This window comes from Burkholderia sp. BCC1993 (assembly GCF_905339865.1).
GTDB lineage: Bacteria > Pseudomonadota > Gammaproteobacteria > Burkholderiales > Burkholderiaceae > Burkholderia.
In genome coordinates this window covers 83,265-101,428 of the sequence record NZ_CAJPGZ010000019.1, presented here as the reverse complement: position 1 = coordinate 101,428, position 18,164 = coordinate 83,265, and the positions used below count along the sequence as shown (strand labels likewise).

Below are 18,164 nucleotides of genomic sequence, written 5' to 3'. Positions count from 1 at the left end.
GCGCGCTTACGCGGCGCTGGCTGCCTGCGCGCAGGCCGGGCACGACTTGCCGGGCACGTAGCTCGGCGCTTGCTGGGCTTCCGGCGTGACGACCGCGCGGCACGCGAAGCACGTGACGTTCTCGGTCGGCTGCAGTTGCGGGTTCAGCGCGGTACGGTAGTCGAACACGAAGCAGTCGCCGTGATAGTGCGCGCCGCCGACTTCCTCGAAGTACTTCAGGATCCCGCCCTCGAGCTGGTACACGTTCTCGATGCCGATTTCCTTCATGTGGATCGCCGCCTTCTCGCAGCGGATGCCGCCGGTGCAGAACGACACGACCGTCTTGCCCTCGAGATCGGCGCGGTTCGCGTCGATCACTTCCGGGAACTCGCTGAACTTGTCGATCCGGTAGTCGAGCGCGTTGTCGAACGTGCCGACGTCGACCTCGAACGCGTTGCGCGTGTCGAGCATCACGACCGGGCGGCCTGTGTCGTCGTGGCCGCGGTCGAGCCATGTCTTGAGCGTGGGCGCGTCGACGAACGGCGCGCGGCCGAGCTCCGGCTTGATCGCGGGCTTCTTCATCGTGATGATCTCGCGCTTCAGGCGCACGAGCATCCGGCGGAACGGCTGCGAGTCGGACAGGCTCTCCTTGAACTGCAGCGTCGCGAACTTGCCTTCGAACAGCGGATCGTGGCGGAGGTAGTCGATGAATGCGTCGGCCGCGTCGCGCGGGCCGGCGATGAACAGGTTGATGCCTTCCGGCGCGAGCAGGATCGTGCCGCGCAGGCCGAGTTCGTTGCAGCGCGCGGTGACGAGCGGGCGCCATTGCTCGGTCGCGTCGAGCGACACGAAGTGGTAGGCGGCGAGGTTGACGATGGTCATGATGGTCCGACGGGAAAACGGCCGCGGCCGTGCGGCGGGCGCACGGCGGCCCCGCAAAAAAGGGTGCGAAGCCGGGGCGGTGATTCGAAAACCCGTATTATCCCGCAAACTGCACGTCTGCCGGCACCCGGCCGTTCGGCCGGCGTCGCGCGCATCGGCCGAACGGCCGGGCGCGGGGATTTTTTGGGCAGCCTGCGCGGCGACGCGGCTACAATAACGCCCATGTCAGATCCCCGCTTCGTCCATCTTCGCGTTCACTCCGAATTCTCGATTGCCGATGGCATCGTGCGTCTCGACGACATCGTCAAGGCGGCGGCCGCAGACGGCCAGGGCGCGCTCGCCCTCACCGATCTCGGCAACGCGTTCGGCCTCGTCCGTTTCTACCAGGAAGCCCGCGGCAAGGGCATCAAGCCGATCGCCGGCTGCGACGTCTGGATCACCAATCCGGACGACCGCGACAAACCGTCGCGCCTGCTGCTGCTGGTGAAGGACAAGGTCGGCTACCTGAACCTGTGCGAGCTGCTGTCGAAGGCATGGCTCACGAACCAGTACCGCGGTCGCGCGGAGCTCGACGCGAGCTGGCTCGACGGCGAGCTGTCGCAAGGGCTGCTCGCGCTGTCCGGCGCGCAGCAGGGCGACATCGGGCTCGCGTTCGCGGCCGGTAACGAGGAGGCCGCGCGCCGGCACGCCGAGCGCTGGGCGAAAGTGTTCCCGGGCGGCTTCTACATCGAGCTGCAGCGTTACGGCCAGCCGGGCGCCGAGGCGTACATCCAGCAGGCCGCGACGCTTGCTGCGTCGCTGAAGCTGCCGGTCGTCGCGACGCATCCGACGCAGTTCATGACCGACGACGATTTCACCGCGCACGAAGCGCGCGTGTGCATCTCGGAAGGCGACATGCTCGCGAATCCGCGGCGCCAGAAGCGCTTCACGACCGATCAGTACTTCCGCACGCAGGACGAGATGGCCGCGCTGTTCGCCGACCTGCCGTCGGCGGTCGCGAATACGGTCGAGATCGCGAAGCGCTGCAACCTGAAGCTCGAACTCGGCAAGCCGAAGCTGCCGCTGTTCCCGACGCCGGACGGCATGTCGCTCGACGACTACCTGGTCCAGCTGTCGAAGGAGGGGCTCGAGAAGCGCCTCGAGCAGCTGTATCCGGATGCGGCGGAGCGCGACGCGCAGCGCGACACGTACTACAAGCGGCTCGAATTCGAGTGCGGGACCATCACGAAGATGGGCTTCCCGGGCTACTTCCTGATCGTGGCCGACTTCATCAACTGGGCGAAGAACAACGGCGTGCCGGTCGGTCCGGGCCGCGGCTCGGGTGCCGGTTCGCTGGTCGCGTACGCGCTCGGCATTACCGATCTGGACCCGCTGCGCTACAACCTGCTGTTCGAGCGATTCCTGAATCCGGAACGCGTGTCGATGCCCGACTTCGACATCGACTTCTGCCAGCACGGCCGCGATCGCGTGATCCAGTACGTGAAGGAAAAATACGGCGCGGATGCCGTGTCGCAGATCGCCACCTTCGGCACGATGGCCGCGAAGGCGGCCGTGCGCGACATCGGCCGCGTGCTCGATCTCGGCTACATGTTCACCGACGGCATCGCGAAGCTGATCCCGTTCAAGCCGGGCAAGCACGTGACCATCGCCGACGCGATGAAGGAGGAGCCGCAGCTGCAGGAGCGCTACGACCACGAGGATGAAGTGCACCAGCTGCTCGACCTCGCGCAGCGTGTCGAGGGCCTCACGCGTAACGTCGGGATGCACGCGGGCGGTGTGCTGATCGCGCCCGGCAAGCTGACCGATTTCTGTCCGCTGTACACGCAGGGCGACGAGGGCGGCGTTGTCAGCCAGTACGACAAGGACGACGTCGAAGCCGTCGGCCTCGTGAAGTTCGACTTTCTGGGTCTCACGACGCTGACGATCCTCGACTGGGCCGAGCGCTACATTCGCCGCCTCGATGCGTCGAAGGCCGACTGGTCGCTCGCGCAGGTGCCGCTCGACGATCCGGCGTCGTTCCAGATCCTGAAGAAGGCCAACACGGTCGCCGTGTTCCAGCTGGAAAGCCGCGGGATGCAGGGCATGCTGAAGGATGCGCAGCCCGACCGCTTCGAGGACATCATCGCGCTCGTGTCGTTGTACCGTCCGGGCCCGATGGACCTGATCCCGAGCTTCTGCGCACGGAAGCACGGTCGCGAGAAGGTCGACTATCCGGATCCGCGCGTCGAACCCGTCCTGAAAGAGACCTACGGCATCATGGTCTATCAGGAGCAGGTGATGCAGATGGCGCAGATCATCGGCGGCTACTCGCTCGGCGGCGCCGACCTGCTGCGTCGCGCGATGGGCAAGAAGAAGCCCGAGGAGATGGCCACGCACCGCGAGATCTTCGCCGAGGGTGCGGCGAAGAACGGCCTGACGCGCGAGAAGTCCGACGAGATCTTCGACTTGATGGAGAAGTTCGCGGGCTACGGCTTCAACAAGTCGCACGCGGCGGCCTATGCGCTGCTCGCGTATTACACCGCGTGGCTGAAGGCGCACCATCCGGCCGAATTCATGGCGGCCAACATGACGCTCGCGATGGACGACACCGACAAGGTGAAGATCCTGTACGACGACTGCGTCGTGAACAACCTCGCCGTGCTGCCGCCGGACATCAACGCATCGCATTACCGGTTCGAGCCGGTCGCCGAAGCCGACGGCAAGCGCTCGCGCACGATCCGCTACGGTCTCGGCGCGGTGAAGGGCAGCGGCCAGAACGCGATCGAGGAGATCCTGCGCGCCCGCGACGAAAAGCCGTTCACCGACCTGTTCGACTTCTGCGAGCGGATCGACCGGCGGATGGTGAATCGCCGCACGGTCGAGGCGCTGATCCGCGCCGGCGCGTTCGATTCGCTGAACGCGAACCGCGCGCAGCTGATTGCGTCGGTGCCGCTCGCGATGGAAGCGGCCGACCAGGCCGAAGCGAACGCGATGCAGGCCGGGCTGTTCGACATGGGCGCCGAGTCGCCGCACGCGCATGCGCTCGTCGACGAACCCGCGTGGGACGACAAGCGCCGCCTGCAGGAAGAGAAGGGCGCACTCGGCTTCTACCTGTCCGGCCACCTGTTCGACGCGTATCGCGACGAAGTGCGCCGGTTCGTGCGGCAGAAGGTCGGCGACCTGAAGGAAGGGCGCGACAAGCTCGTCGCGGGCATCATCGCATCGCTGCGCACGCAGATGACCCAGCGCGGCAAGATGCTGATCGCGCTGCTCGACGACGGCTCGGGCCAGTGCGAGATCACGATCTTCAACGAGCAGTTCGAGGCGAACAAGGCGCTGTTCAAGGAAGACGAACTGCTGATCGTGCAGGGGCAGGCGCGCAACGATGCGTTCACCGGCGGCATCCGCTTCACGGCCGACACGGTGATGGATCTCGAACGCGCGCGCAGCCGCTACGCGCAGGCGGTGCGGCTCACGATGAACGGCAACGCGGATGCGGCGGCGCTGCGCCGCGTGCTCGAGCCGCACGTGTCGAAGGACGATCCGGCGGCCGCGCCCGCGGTCGAGGTACCCGCGCCGCGCGGCGGCGGGCGCGACGGCGGCCGTCGCCCGCAGGCGCCGCTGCCGAACGGGCTCGCGGTCCAGGTTCACTACAGCAACGCGCGCGCGCAAGGGGAAATGCGTCTCGGCGACGCGTGGCGCGTGAAGCCGAGCGACACGCTGCTCGCGGAGTTGCGTGCGACGTTCGACGGCAGCATCGTCGAAATCACGTACTGACGGTCCCCGCCGGACGGTCGTTGCCTCGCGGCCCGTCGCATCGCCATCGTGCGGTGCGGCGGGCCGTTTTCATGTCGGCGGATGCTTGGGGCCGTCATCCGGACGCTATACAATCCGTCGCGCGACGCTGATACGGCGCCGGTTGCGGTCTGTCCGCCGGCCGGCGGCGACATCGCGTGCGTGAATAAAACGGGGACGGTTCCGCGCGGCACGCGACGCGCCGCGGTGCCGCGAGCGACCACGCGACGAAGCCGGCACGGTAAAGAACGCCAGGATGCCGGCTGGTACGCGACGACAAAAAATCGACAGCATCACAACAACGATGGCCAACGGGAAACCGGCGGGGCGGATCCTCGTGATCCGGATTGATTTTCTGGGTGACATGCTGTGCACGACCGCTTTTCTCGGCGCGCTGAAACAGCGCTGGCCCGGTGCGGAGCTGCACGTGGTCGCGAACCGCTACAACGCGGCCGCGCTGGCCGGCAACCCGGACGTGCACACGGTCCATACCTACGTGTACAGCCGTCAGTGCGAGCGTAACGACCGCCCCGGACGGATGCGCGCGTTCTTCGGCCGGCTGCGGCTCGTGCACCGGCTGCGCCGCCTGCGGTTCGACCTCGTGGTCGTGCCGAACGGCGGCATGCATCGCAGCAGCATCCGGTTCGCGCGGCAGCTCGGCGTGAAGGATTGCCGCTGGCACGATGCCGATTCCGAATTCGACGACCGCAAGCCCGACCATGTCGCGTCGCGGCCGATGTGCCATGAAGCGCTGTCGGGATTCCGGCTCGTGCCCGAACTCGGCCGCACCGATCTCGAAGGTCTCGCGCTGTCCGTCCACCCGGACCGCGCGCTGCAGGACGCGTGGTATCGGCTGCTCGGGCCGCGCACGAAACCGCGCGTCGGGCTGTTCGTGTCGAACAAGGCGGCCGAGCGGCGCTGGCCGGCCGATCGATGGCGCGACCTCGGCCGGCGGCTCGCACCGTTCGCCGACGTGATCGTGTTCCGCGATTCCGCCGTGTCGGCCGAGGCCGACGCCGACCGCGACGCGTGGCGGGACGTGAACGCCCGGCATGTCGCGCCGTCGTCGGTCGTCGAACTGGTGGCCGCCGCAAGCCTGCTCGACGCGATCGTGTCGGCCGACAGCGCACCCGTGCATCTCGCGTCGGCGCTCGGCGTGCCGGTCGCCGCGCTGTTCGAGGACCGCCCCGAGAAATACCGGCGCTGGTATCCGCTCGGCGTGCCGCACATGATCCTGCGGGCCGGCGCGACGGTCGACGCGATCGGCGTCGACGCGCTCGAGCGCGCGGTGCTTCATCTGTTGACGCAGGCCGGACAGTCCGACGACGCGATGGGGCGCGCGATGCCGCTCCCGGCCGCGACGATCGCGGCACCCGCGGTCGGCGCGATCGTTTCGTAGCCCCCGGAAGGCCGGCGGCGCCTGCATTGCCGGCACCGCCATCGGACGCGCAAACGGGGGCCACGCGGCGCGGCGGCCGCAGGCCCCGCCGTGCGTCGTTGCCTGCCGTGTTGCCAACCGACGCCCACCGCCCACCGCCCACCGCCCACCGCCCACCGCCAACCGCCAACCGCCAACCGCCAACCGCCAACCGCCAACCGCGGCATGTCGCTGACGCCCGCGCCCGACGCCACGCCACCGGCCGCAAAATCCTGTACATTGCGAGCCTTGTCCAGCCAGCTAGACGGAACGATCGCCGTGGCCCTGTTTTCTTCCGCCCGCCCGCCCCGAACCATCCTCGTCGCAGCCCCGCGCCGTATCGGCGACGTGCTGCTGACGACGCCGCTCGTGCGTTCGCTGAAGGCGCGCTGGCCCGATGCGCAGATCGACATGCTGGTGTTTCGCGGCACCGAGGGTGTGCTGGAGCACAACCCCGACGTGCGGCGCGTGATCGTCGTCGCGCAGCGCGCGGGGTTCCGCGAGCGGCTGCGCGATGCGCTGTCGATGTGGCGCCGCTACGATCTCGCATGCGCGGCACTGAGCTCCGACCGGCCGCGCTTCTATACCTGGTTCGCCGGCCGCAAGCGCGTCGGCCTCGTCGATCCGAACCGCGTCACGTGGCTGACTCGAATGATGCTGAACGGCATCGCGATCAATCATCACGAGTCCGCGCATACGGTCGTCAGCACGCTCGCGCTCGCGCCGGTGATCGGCATCGAGCCGGTATCCGAAGTGGTTGCGCCGGGCATCGGCGACGATCCGGCGCGGCGCGCGCGTTTCGACGCGTGGCTGGCCGAATCGCCGGCGATCCGCGACGGCAAGCCGCTCGTCGTGCTGCATCCGTATCCGATGTTCCGCTACAAGCAATGGCGGCTCGAAGGCTGGGTCGAGATGATCGAATGGCTGCGCGCGCAGGGGTTTGCGATCGCGCTGTCGGGTGGCCCGGCCGATCGCGAGCGCGAGTACGCGGAGCAGGTCGCGGCCGAGGCGGGCGGCGACGTGCTGAACCTGGTCGGCCGCCTCACGTTCGGTGAAAGCGCGGAGCTGGTGCGGCGCGCGCGGCTGTTCATCGGGCCCGATACGGGCGCGACGCACGTTGCGGCCGCGACGGGCACCGACACGATCGCGCTGTTCGGTCCGTCCGATCCGGTGCGCTGGGGGCCGTGGCCGCAGCACTGGCCGGCGACCGAGAACCCGTGGGCGCTGCGCGGCTCCGCGCGGCACGGCAACGTATGGCTGCTGCAGGGGGAGGGCGATTGCGTGCCGTGCCGGCACGAAGGCTGCGAGCGCCATGTCGACAGCCACAGCGACTGTCTCGTCAACCTCGGCACGCAGCGTGTGAAGGCGGCGGCCGCCGAGATGCTCGGACTGAATCCGCCGGGCGCCGCCGGCGCGGTCGTCGACACGTCGCGACTGCATCGCGCGCGCCCGGACTGACGCGCGAAAGCCGTACGTTTCCTGATTCGAAAAGCGGGGAGTGGCGACGCGACGCGTCGGCGCCGAGCGGCTGTGCTTCCGACATGCGGCACGCATGCGCCGCCATTGAAGCCGTAGAAGCCGAACCGGCGGCAGGCGGCAACGCGCGCTGCCCGCCAGAGCGCCGCATGATGCGTTACGCGTTACGCGTTACGAGTTACGCGTTACGCGCTGCGCCGGATCGCCGACGTTTCGCGCGGCAGTGCTTCCGTGCGCGCGCCGCAGCCGAGCAGGATCCCGGCGAGCAGCACCAGCAGGTGACCTTCGGCGAAATCGAGCAGCAGCGAATTCGCGAGGCTGCCGATCGCGAAGATCGCGAGCCACGCGAGCAGCACATGCCGCGAGCGCGGGTCGAGCGCGCGGCTGCCGCGCGCGATCTGCACGATCAGGTTCACGAACAGCAATACGCCGAGCGTGCCGAGCTGCACGGCCATCAGCAGGTATTCGTTATGTGGATTCGACGTGAGCTGGCCTTCGGCAGCCGTCTTGCCGGCCGTGAGCTTCTCGAACTCGAACTCGAGGCCGCCGGCGCCGTAGCCGATCACCGGGCGCTGGCGATACAGCTCGAGCCCCTTCTTGTACCACTCGAGACGCAGCCCGGTCGACGTGACCGCATCGGTCTGCCGATACTGCTGCACTTCCGACACGACCTTCACGAGCCGGCCGTTGTGCACCGTGCACGCGGCGACGACGAGCGCGACGCCGGCCAGGACCAGCGCTCCGGCGGCGAGCCCGGCGCGCAGCGCCGACTGGCGGCGCAGCAGCAGCACGAAGCGCACCGCGACGACGAGGATCAGCAGCAGCGCGATGACCTGCCCGGTGCGTCCCTGCAGCATCACGAACACGTTGATCAGCGACCATGCGGCCACGGCGGCATACGCGGCACGCGACAGCGCGGTGCGGGCCGACAGCGCGAGGTCGGCCGCCTGGTAGAACAGCAGCGCGCCGAACATGCCGGCTGCGATGTGGTTCTTGAATACCCAGGCGCGCGACAGCGGCAGTTCGCTCGAATGCGCGGGCCCGATCGCGGTCAGCCCGAGATAGTTGGTGGTCGACAGCAGCAGGATCACGCACAGCGTGCCGAACCAGGCGCGCCGCACGATCGGCGCCCAGTTCGAATGGCGGAAGGCCAGCACGGCAAACGGCAGCAGCAACAGCTTGTCGTACTTGGCGACCCAGTTCCACGCCTTCGGGTGCGGCGCGACCGTATAGGTGACGCTCGCGGCCAGTGCCGCGAGGATCAGGAGCGCCGCGAGCGACGCCGGTTCGGTGACGAACGTGCGCAGGTCGCGCCGGAATTCGGGGGAGATGACGAGCGCGGCCGCGAACAGCCCGCAGAACACGTTGGTCAGCGCGGTCGAGACGGGCACCATGCAGAGCGCGACGACGGCGAAGGCGCGGGCGGCGGTCAGGCGCCGCGTGGCGGGAGCGGAAAACGAAAGCATCGGAACCTGTCGAATGGACGAATGCGGCATGCGGGCACCGTGCTGCGCGCCGCGCGTCCCGGCGGCACCGCGCGGGACGAAGCGCGCAGTATACGCGAAGCCGCAGGCGTTTCCGTGCCGTTTCCGGGGTCGGGTCAGCTGAACGCGCGCTTGATCCGCGAGCGCAGCAGCGCGCGCTTCAGGCGGCCTTCGACGGCCGGCGTGTCGAGCGCGACACGCGCGCCGGCCGGCTCGCCGCGATGCAGGTAATAGCGGTCGAACGTGGCCTGCGTCATGCCCCATTTGTTGAGGAACTGGCGGCGGCCGTCGTTCTTGACGATCTTGCCGGTGCTCTTCTGCTGGAAGTGATAGACGAGGCTGTCGCCCACGCCGAGGAAGATCCGGCAGCCGGCGTCCCAGAATTTCATCGAGAAGTCGTTGTCGCTGCTCATCCCCGGCGACAGTTCGCTGCTGTAGCCGCCGATGCGGTTCCACCAGTCGCGGTGCACGAGCGTCGGCGGCCAGGTCGAGCCGAGCCAGTCCGCGCGCGCGAGCCGCGGCGTGGCCGCGACGAGGCCGGCCGCGTCGAACTGTTCGGCGTCGCGGCCGAAGTTGCTGACGACGACGCACGGGTTGCGCGTGTCGACCGGCTCGACCATCGTGCCGGACAGCATGAACAGGTCGGTCGGCATCTGCTCGATGCGCCGCACGAGCGCCGCGTCCCAGCCGGGGCAGCAGTACATGTCGTCGTTCATGTAGACGACGTAGTCGCGCGTCGCGCGGGCGGCGGCCAGGTTCACCGCGTGGCAGATGCCGATATTGGCCGGCGACGCGGTGTGCTCGATGCCTTCGCTGCGCACCCAGTCGAGCGTGCCGTCCGCGCCGTCGTTCACGTGCACGATGATCTGGTGGTCGTACGCCGAATGACGGCGCAGGCTGTCGACGACGAGCTTGAGGTACGGCAGGTTGTTCCAGGTCGGGATGATGATGGAGAACATGGCGGTCGGATTCGGTGGTCGTCGTATCGGCGGCGCGCAGCGCTGCGCCGTGCTCGGGCGCGCATGGCGCGCGGGCAGCCCGGCATTGTAACGCCGGGCCGGCCGCATGCCGGCGGCGTCAGGGTGGCGGCAGGGCGGGGCGCGCTCAGCGGGCCGCTTCGTGGCCGAGCTTCAGGAACCGGTAGTAGACGGTTTCCGCGTTGAACACGGCGATCATGAAGCCCGCGCGGCCGTCGAGAAATCCGCGCCGCAGCACGTAGGTCCGCACGAACGCCCACGCGCCGCGCGCGAGCGCCTTGCCGAAGCCGCCGCGCTGGCCGGCCGCGCGGCGCTGGCGCGCGCCGGCCGTCGAATACGCATCGAGCTTGCGCACGACGGTTTCGAAATCCTCGTACGAATAGTGCATCAGCTTGCCCGGCAGCCGCTGCGCGGGGGTGTCGAAGACGAGCCGCTCGTGCACCAGGTCGTCGGAGAAGCGGGCGGTGCCGCGCCGGAACAGGCGCGGCACCCAGTCCGGATACCAGCCGCTGTGGCGGATCCACTGGCCGCAGAAGCTCGACAGCCGGTCGAGCGCGTAGACCTGCGCGGCCGGCGTGCGGATGGCCGCGCGGATCGACTGCGCGAGTTCCGGGCTGACGACCTCGTCGGTGTCGAGCGACAGGATCCAGTCGGTGTCGAGCGCGTCGAGCGCGCGGTTCTTCTGCGGGCCGAAGCCCGGCCAGTCGCGCTCGACGATCACGCGGGCGCCGTGCGCGCGGGCGATCTCGACCGTATCGTCGGTGCTGCCGCCGTCGATCACGACGACGTCGTCGGCGAAGGTCAGCGCGTCGAGGCACTGCGCGAGCCGCGCGGCCGCGTTGAGGGCGATGAGGGCGACGCCGAGGGTGGGTTCTGCCATGAAATCGTCGAAAAGGCGGAGAAAACGGTGAGCGGCAGTATACCCGCGCGCAGGCAGCCGGCCGCTTCGGCGATGGCCATGCCGGCGGGGGCGGTACAGCTATAATGTTGGGCCTTTTTCGGCACCCGCCGGACGGGGCGAATTCCGGGCAGTCACGCCCCGGGCGCCGCGTTGCGGCTCAAGAAGGATTGCCTTGGAAACCCAGAACACTCTTCGCAAACCGATGGACGGCACCGGTACCTCGCCGGTCACGGTCCTCAAGCGCCTGTGGCCGTACATCCGGCCGCTCATCGGCATCGTGCTGCTCGCCGTGATGACGATGGGCGTGGTCGCGGCCACGGAAGCCGGGATCCCGGCGCTGCTCAAGCCGCTGCTCGACCACGGCTTCGGCTCGCACGGCAGCGACAGCGCGAAATGGTACGTGCCGATCGCGGTGATCGGCCTTGCGCTCGTGCGCGGCGTGTCTCAGTACACGTCGAACTACCTGCTCAACTACGTATCGAATCGCATCCTGCTGCAACTGCGGCTCGAGATGTTCCAGCGGATGCTCCACACCGGCGCGTCGTTCTTCCAGCGCGAGACCGCGAGCACCGTGATCAACGCGATCGTGTTCGAGGTCAACCAGATCCTGTCGGTGCTGACCGGCGTGATGGTCACGCTCGTGCGCGACTCGCTGACCGTGGTGTTCCTGCTCGGCTACCTGTTCTACCTGAACTGGCGGCTCACGCTGATCGTCGCGGTGATCCTGCCGGGCATCGGCTGGCTCGTCAGCAAGATCAACCGCCGCCTGCGCCGCCTGAACCGCGAGCACCAGACGCTGACCAACGAGTTGTCGTACATCGTCGAGGAGACGGTCGGCGGCTACAAGGTCGTCAAGGTGCACAACGGCGAAGCGTACGAGATGGACCGCTTCACGACGATGAGCAAGCGCCTGCGCGGCTATGCGATGCGCATGACGATCTCGGGCGGGCTCGCGCAGCCGCTGACGCAGTTCCTCGCGTCGATCGCGCTTGCGGTCGTGATCACGATCGCGGTCGTGCAGTCGACCAATGACCAGACGACGGTCGGCGGCTTCGTCGCGTTCGTCACGTCGATGCTGCTGGTGATTTCGCCGCTCAAGCACCTGATCGACGTCAACCAGCCGCTGCAGCGCGGGATGACGGCCGCCGAGCTGATCTTCGGGCTGATCGACGAGCCCGCCGAGCCGCAGGGCGGCGGCCGTGCGCTCGCGCACGCGCGCGGCGAGATCGAATTCCGCGACGTGTCGTTCGACTACGGCGCCTCCGAGCGGCCGACGCTCGACCGCATTTCGTTCAAGGTCGCGCCGGGCGAGATGATCGCGCTCGCGGGGCCGTCCGGCAGCGGCAAGACGACCCTCGTGAACCTGCTGCCGCGCTTCTTCGATCCGACGGGCGGCGCGATCCTGGTCGACGGCGTGCCGGTGGCCGACTACGACATCCACGCGCTGCGCGGCCAGATGGCGATGGTCAGCCAGGACGTCGTGCTGTTCAACGACACGATCGCCGCGAACGTCGCGTACGGGCAGACGCCCGACCGCGCACGCGTGCAGGCGGCGCTCGAGGCCGCGAACCTCGCCGACGCGGTCGCCGCGATGCCCGACGGGCTCGACACGCTGGTCGGCGGCAACGGGATGCGACTGTCGGGCGGCCAGCGGCAGCGGCTCGCGATCGCGCGCGCGATCTACAAGGACGCGCCGATCCTGATCCTCGACGAGGCGACTTCCGCGCTCGATTCGGAATCCGAGCGTCACGTGCAGGCTGCGCTCGAGCGGCTGATGGAAGGGCGCACGACGCTCGTGATCGCGCACCGGCTGTCGACGATCGAGCGCGCGGACCGGATCCTCGTGCTCGAAGCCGGCAAGATCGTCGAAGAGGGCAGCCACGACGAGCTCCTGCGCCACGGCGGGCTGTACGCGCACCTGCACCGGATCCAGTACCAGCAGCAGGCGGCGTGACATGAAGTCGGGTCGCACCCGTGTGCTAGTCTTGATCGGGCAAGTCCAGTTGTTTCCGGTTCGACGTGACAACACGGAGGGAAGGACGATGAGGAAGATGCACGGGATGATGCTGGCCGCGCTGGTTGCGGCGGGTTTCGCCGCGCCGGTCGCGATGGCGCAGGGGCACGGCAACGACGACAACCACGGTGATCACGGCAATCACGGCATGCACCGCGGTCACGGCCCGAAGCACATGCCGCCCGGCCAGGCGATGCATCGCGACGACGACGTACCGCAGCGCTGGGCCGACCAGCCGCGCCGCGACTGGCACAAGGGTGACCGGCTCCCGGACGAATTCCGCGATCGCCAGTACGTGGTCGACGACTGGCGCGGCTATCGGCTGAGCCCGCCGCCGCGCGGCTATCACTGGGTCGGCGTCGGCGGCGACTATCTGCTCGTGCAGATCGGCTCGGGCATCGTGCTGCGGGTCGGTCCGTAACGCCTGCCGCACCTGCCGCCGATCATCGCTTCATCCGGTTGCCGGGGCGTGCGTCCCGGCAACCGCGTCACTTGTCCTGGTCCGACTTCGCCGCCCGGCGGAACCAGCGTCGCTCGATCCGCGACATTGCCCAGCACACCGCCAGCGCGCAGACGGTGCCGAGTGCGACTTCCCCGAGCCGCATCAGCGGAATGTCCCATAGCGGGCCGTTGCCCGGAAACAGCAGCACGATCGTCGCGGTGACGCCGCCGAGCCGCGCCGCGCTGCCGACGTTCAGGCACCAGCAGCCGACGATCGTGATCGCGACCGCAATCGCATAGGCGACGAGGCGGTCGCCGCCGAGCGCGGCCCCCGCGAAGCCGACCACGCCGCCGATCATCGCGCCGATGAACTGGTCGCGCGACAGCGACATCGTGTCCGAATAGTTGTGCTGCGTGACGGCGATCGCGGTGATCGCCGCCCACACGGCCTGCTCGGTGTGCAACGCGCGGCCGATCGCGTACGCGAGGCACGCGCCGCACACGGCCTGCAGCGCCATCAGCGCGCCTTGCGTGAGGCGTTCGCCGAAAGTCAGCCCCTTGAACAGATCGAAGATCGACTGCTGGATCTGCTGGCGGGCTTCGTTGAGGGTCCTGATCGTATCCATCGTGTCGGCCAAGAAGCGGGGCGGCGCGCGCGTCAGTGCGCCTGTTCGGACGATGCGGCGGCCGGCGCGCCCTCGGGTGCGTCGCCGTTGTCGACGCGCGTTTCGGGCATCGCGAGCCAGACGAGCAGGGCCGCGAGCGCGCCGGCAGCGGCGAGCCCGAAGAAGCTGATCGCGTTGCCGAAGTGATCGGCGACATAGCCGGCCACGGCCGTGCTGAGCGTCGCGCCGATCCCGGCCGCGAGACCGAACAGCCCGATGCACAGGTTGTAGCGGCCCTTGCCGCCCGCGACGTCGGCCGCGATCAGCGGCAGCATCACGCCGAACACGGCGGCGCTGATGCCGTCGAGCATCTGCACCGGCACGAGCAGGTAGGGGCTGCTCACGCCGGCGAACAGCAGCGCGCGCACCGGCAGCGCCGAGAAGCCGAGCAGCAGGATCGGCCGGCGTCCCCAGCGTTGCGAGGAACGGCCGACCCACGGCGACAGCATTGCGACGATCGCCTGCGGCACGATGATGCACGCGGCGATCACGAGCTGCACGTTCTCGCCCATCCCGGCCGTCACTTCGCCGGCCGCGAGGTTGAGCATCGCGGCGTTCGACAGGTGGAACAGCACGACGCACGCCGCGAAGATCAGCATCCGGCGATCGCGCAGCAGTTCGAGCAGCGTCTCGCGCTTCTCGCCTTCGTCGTGATCGTCGGGTTTCGACGATTGCGGGATCACTTCGTGCGTCGGCTGGATCATCGCGAGCGCGAACAGCGCGGGCAACGCCAGCACGGCGGTCAGCCAGAACACCGCGCGCGCGGAGAAATACTCGCCGGTGAGCCCCATCAGGCCCGCCGCCACCGCGCTGCCGATCGACGCCCAGCGCGCGTTGCGGCCGAGCCGGTCGCCGAGATCGGCGCGGCCGACCAGCGAGAACGAGATCGCGGCCATCGCCGGCACGAGCATGCAGCTCGCGAAGCCGTGGAACACTTCGGCCGCGATCACCGGCACGATCGTCGGGCTCGACGCGAGCAGCACCGCGGACAGGATGATGGCCGCGATCGCCCACGCGGCCGCGCCTTTCTTGTTCTTCAGCGCATCGACGGCCGCGCCGCCCGGCACCTGGCTGACCATCGCGCTGATCGTGCCGATCGACAGCACCATGCCGATCTCGCCCTGCGTCCACTTGTGCGACGCGAGGTAGGACGCGATGAACGGACCGAACCCGGTTTGAACGTTTGCAACGAAAAAGTTGAGCCAGTCGAGGGACCGCAGACTGCGTACGCTGACGGAATGCTTGATCGTCATCGGGTGGCACTCGCAGACGAAGCCGGCACCGGTGCCGGGGCAACGGGCGGGTAGACCGCGACGATCGGCTTGTCGGCCGCGTAGGGCGGCGACGCCTTGATCTGCGCATCGTTCAGGTCGAGCTGCGGATGCAGCGCCTTGTCGCGCGTGATGAAGCGCAGCGCGCCCCAGCTCGCGGCGATCGAGCGGCGGTCGGTGTTGACGAGCCCGCCGAGGTCGAGCACGACCGCCTGCGGCTGCGCGGCGCGGTCGATCAGCACGTCGACGATGCGGCCGATCTTCGTGCCGTTCGGGCGCTCGACATCGCTGTCGAGCATCGGCAGTCGCGTCGCGGGCAACGCCGCGGCCGAACCCGACAGCGGCACGGCCTTGGGCCGCGCGGCCGGGGGCAGGTCGCCCGACGGCACGTCGAGCACGATCGGCTCCTGTTTGCCGCCCGGCGTGAAGCGGAACACGTTCCACGGGAAGATGACCTTGCGGTCGCCGATGCCCATGAAGCCCTGCAGGTTGACGATCATCTCGCGCGGCTTGCCGCTCGCGTCGGTCACCATGTCGACCGCGCGGCCGATCACCTTGCCGTTGCGGCGCGCGACCTCGCTGTCGAGCAGCGCATGGATCTGCGTGCGGTCGAGCGGGCGCGTCGCGACGATCGGGGCGGGCGGTGGTGGCGGCGGCGTCGGTGTTTCGGGGCGCTGCACGGGTTTCGGCCGCGTCACTTCGCGGTGCGGCTTCTTCGGTGCTTCCGGCGCTTCCGGTTGCGTCGGCGCCGGCACGGGCGGCATCGTCAGCGGTTCGCCGGCGGTTTCCTCGACGGGTTCGACGAGCGCTTCGCTGATCGGCGCGGGCGGATTCTGCGTCGGCAGCAGCCCGCAGCCGGACAGCAGCGCGGCGGCGAGAACGAGGAAGACCGTCGAGGACGGGAACGACATGCGGGATGCGGGAAACGGAAGTCCGCCGCTCATTGACACTCACTCCATGGGTCGGGGGCCGGGCCCGGAGGCGCGCGGCTGGCGATGGATGGCGGGTGCGGGCGGCGCACCACGCGAGGTGAGAGTTTAACGTGTCTTCCTTTCAGGACCGATTTCGATGGCTTGCTGGAGGCGGACTGTCGGGGAAAGGTAGGGATCGGCGGCGGTTGCGTCGCTGTCGGGCGACGGGGAAGGCTGGCGGATGAGGGGCGGCTCACCTGGGTGCCGCCCCGGCCCGCCGCCGTCATGGCGGGCAGGCGCGGGCGCAGCATGAAGCAGGGAGAAAACGGAGCGTCAGGCGTCCGGATACCACGCGTCGGTGAATTCGCTGACCCGGACGTCGGTCAGCTCCGGACGTGCGGCCAGCCAGCCGCGCACGCTCTCGCGGTCGGCGTCGGTCGTCGTGCCGCGCGGCGCGCCGGAGATCACGTAGGCGCCGATCCCTTCGTCAGCGGACGCGACGGTCAGCAGCCCGTTTGCTTCGACGAAATCGATGAACGCGTCGATCAGCTGGCCGCGCTCGAGGTCGGTCAGCTCGTTGCGGTATTGCGCGGTCGCGTTGAACGCGAGTTCCTGGAACTCGGCGATGTGGAGTTTCTTGCGCTGGCGGCGGTTGCGGCGTTGGCTCATGGTGTGTGGTGAGTGAATGTTGGGTGGGAAAGGATCGCGCGGCGGCTGGTGCTGGCACGATGTCGACGTGCCGCGCAGCCCGAGCACGCAGCGAGTGGCCCGAGCGTTGCGCCGTCGCGATATCGGTTTGTCGCGCGGTTGATCATGAAACCATTGTTAAACAATCGATCGACCGGGTTTTCTCGGTGTGGCTTGGCCCGGCGGGTCATCGCGCGTATGACCGAATGATACAGGGATGGCGAGCCGCTTCGGCTTTGCTAAGGTCGGCGGCTATTCGAACAACAACGAGGGCCGTATGTCGGACAATCGCTATTCGTACAATGGTCATGTCGATCTCAAGCCGGGGGATTTGTTTTTCTGGATCGCGGTCGATGAGATCCAGCGGCGCGTTGGGTTCGATGACCTTGCAGCCGCTTCCACCATATTGCTGGGTCAAGCCGATGTGCCGGCACCAGGAAAATTCGTTGCGGCGACCAAGGGCACATCGGTCGCATCAATTGCTGCGCGCAAGCTGTTGCCGATTCAGATGGGAATGCGATTGCCAATGATCATGTCGGTGGGCGCTCAGGGCGTACGTCTCGCGTCCACGCGGAATCTCGGTGCATGGGTCGGCCGAACCATCCCCGTGGTCGGGGAGATGTTCTTGGCCGCCGACGCGGCCGTAATCATGTTCAACACGGTGCGTCGCTACAACGCCGTCGTCAAACTTGAAAACAGGGTGTTCTGATCGTGTCTGCCGCTAGGTGGGAAAAGCTTGCCGCATTTGCGCGCGAAGAGCTCGGTCGCCCGTTGTTCGGCGGCCAATTGCGAATCGAGCCGTCGTCACGTCTCGAGGAGGATCTGCGCGTGACGGGAATCGATGCAATCGAATTCATCGACAAATGGGCCGAAACGTTCGGTGTGAATGCTGCCGAATTCCCTTACGACCGCTACTTCGGCCCTGAAGGGCAGGAGATGGTGACGACGTTTCTCGCGCTGTTTTCCGAGCGTTACCGGAAGCGACCTTGTGTGCCCCTTACCCTCGGCATGCTGGAAGAAGCAATGCGCATCGGCCGATGGGATACGGACGCGATCGAGAGCGTTGCACGAGACCAGGTCGCTCGTGGGAAATGAACCCACGAATCGGCGAAATGTAAAAAGCCCGCTTGCTGTCGCAAAGCGGGCTTCGATGTTTGGTTGCGGGGATAGGATTTGAACCTATGACCTTCGGGTTATGAGCCCGACGAGCTGCCAGACTGCTCCACCCCGCGGCACGAATTATAGTGGCACTGCTGCGGTGCGTCAAACGCTCCGTGACCAAAGT

General features: G+C 68.2%; 15 protein-coding genes and 1 tRNA gene. 7 read left to right on the top strand and 9 right to left on the bottom strand.

What is annotated here, in order from left to right; translation table 11 throughout:
- Positions 1-6: 6 nt before the first annotated feature.
- Positions 7-861: a sulfurtransferase gene (locus tag U4Y91_RS28935; protein ID WP_321807936.1), complete on the bottom strand. Its 855-nt coding sequence runs from the start codon at positions 859-861 to the stop codon at positions 7-9.
- A gap of 222 nt (positions 862-1,083) precedes the next feature.
- Here U4Y91_RS28935 and dnaE point away from each other — a divergent pair, with 222 nt between their 5' ends.
- The 3 genes from dnaE to U4Y91_RS28920 all read left to right on the top strand — a co-directional run bounded on the left by dnaE (position 1,084) and on the right by U4Y91_RS28920 (position 7,510).
- Entirely contained in the window at positions 1,084-4,617 is a 3,534-nt protein-coding gene (gene dnaE, locus U4Y91_RS28930) for a DNA polymerase III subunit alpha (protein ID WP_321807935.1), read from the top strand.
- A 322-nt stretch (positions 4,618-4,939) separates the two neighbouring features.
- Positions 4,940-6,034 carry a glycosyltransferase family 9 protein gene (locus U4Y91_RS28925; protein WP_321807934.1) on the top strand — a complete coding sequence of 365 codons (1,095 nt, stop codon included), beginning with the start codon at positions 4,940-4,942 and terminating at the stop codon, positions 6,032-6,034.
- A 297-nt stretch (positions 6,035-6,331) separates the two neighbouring features.
- Positions 6,332-7,510, top strand: coding sequence for a glycosyltransferase family 9 protein (locus U4Y91_RS28920; RefSeq protein WP_321807933.1), 1,179 nt, complete (start codon positions 6,332-6,334; stop codon positions 7,508-7,510).
- Between the two features lie 203 nt (positions 7,511-7,713).
- Here U4Y91_RS28920 and U4Y91_RS28915 read toward each other — a convergent pair whose 3' ends face one another.
- The 3 genes from U4Y91_RS28915 to U4Y91_RS28905 all read right to left on the bottom strand — a co-directional run bounded on the left by U4Y91_RS28915 (position 7,714) and on the right by U4Y91_RS28905 (position 10,869).
- Complete coding sequence (locus U4Y91_RS28915; RefSeq protein WP_321807932.1) at positions 7,714-8,994, bottom strand: O-antigen ligase family protein; 1,281 nt, start codon at positions 8,992-8,994, stop codon at positions 7,714-7,716.
- Between the two features lie 134 nt (positions 8,995-9,128).
- Positions 9,129-9,971 (bottom strand): glycosyltransferase family 2 protein, encoded by an 843-nt coding sequence (locus U4Y91_RS28910; protein ID WP_044844717.1) that lies wholly within the window; start codon positions 9,969-9,971, stop codon positions 9,129-9,131.
- 145 nt (positions 9,972-10,116) lie between these two features.
- Complete coding sequence (locus U4Y91_RS28905) at positions 10,117-10,869, bottom strand: glycosyltransferase family 2 protein (protein WP_124487204.1); 753 nt, start codon at positions 10,867-10,869, stop codon at positions 10,117-10,119.
- Between the two features lie 223 nt (positions 10,870-11,092).
- On the opposite strand from U4Y91_RS28905, the gene msbA reads away from it, so the two are divergent.
- Entirely contained in the window at positions 11,093-12,844 is a 1,752-nt protein-coding gene (gene msbA / locus U4Y91_RS28900) for a lipid A export permease/ATP-binding protein MsbA (RefSeq protein ID WP_321807999.1), read from the top strand.
- An 88-nt stretch (positions 12,845-12,932) separates the two neighbouring features.
- Positions 12,933-13,325 (top strand): RcnB family protein, encoded by a 393-nt coding sequence (locus U4Y91_RS28895; protein WP_321807931.1) that lies wholly within the window; start codon positions 12,933-12,935, stop codon positions 13,323-13,325.
- Positions 13,326-13,392: 67 nt separating this feature from the next.
- On the opposite strand, the gene U4Y91_RS28890 is transcribed toward U4Y91_RS28895, so the two are convergent.
- The 4 genes from U4Y91_RS28890 to U4Y91_RS28875 form a co-directional block, all read right to left on the bottom strand.
- On the bottom strand, positions 13,393-13,971 hold the full coding sequence (locus tag U4Y91_RS28890; RefSeq protein WP_044844713.1) for an FUSC family protein: 579 nt from the start codon (positions 13,969-13,971) through the stop codon (positions 13,393-13,395).
- Between the two features lie 32 nt (positions 13,972-14,003).
- The gene (locus U4Y91_RS28885) at positions 14,004-15,263 is read right to left on the bottom strand and encodes an MFS transporter (RefSeq protein ID WP_321807930.1); all 1,260 of its coding nucleotides are present in this window, start codon (positions 15,261-15,263) and stop codon (positions 14,004-14,006) included.
- Positions 15,260-16,225 (bottom strand): PRC-barrel domain-containing protein, encoded by a 966-nt coding sequence (locus U4Y91_RS28880; protein WP_321807929.1) that lies wholly within the window; start codon positions 16,223-16,225, stop codon positions 15,260-15,262. Before U4Y91_RS28880 ends, U4Y91_RS28885 begins: the two co-directional genes overlap by 4 nt.
- Positions 16,226-16,525: 300 nt before the next feature.
- Positions 16,526-16,861, bottom strand: a complete 336-nt coding sequence (locus U4Y91_RS28875; protein WP_321807928.1) for a YggL family protein — start codon at positions 16,859-16,861, stop codon at positions 16,526-16,528.
- A 295-nt stretch (positions 16,862-17,156) separates the two neighbouring features.
- Here U4Y91_RS28875 and U4Y91_RS28870 point away from each other — a divergent pair, with 295 nt between their 5' ends.
- Both U4Y91_RS28870 and U4Y91_RS28865 read left to right on the top strand, forming a co-directional pair.
- Complete coding sequence (locus U4Y91_RS28870) at positions 17,157-17,588, top strand: STM2901 family protein (RefSeq protein WP_415750511.1); 432 nt, start codon at positions 17,157-17,159, stop codon at positions 17,586-17,588.
- Positions 17,589-17,590: 2 nt separating this feature from the next.
- Positions 17,591-17,974 (top strand): DUF1493 family protein, encoded by a 384-nt coding sequence (locus U4Y91_RS28865; RefSeq protein ID WP_321807926.1) that lies wholly within the window; start codon positions 17,591-17,593, stop codon positions 17,972-17,974.
- A gap of 60 nt (positions 17,975-18,034) precedes the next feature.
- Here U4Y91_RS28865 and U4Y91_RS28860 read toward each other — a convergent pair.
- Positions 18,035-18,111 (bottom strand) — tRNA-Met (locus U4Y91_RS28860).
- Positions 18,112-18,164: the final 53 nt, after the last annotated feature.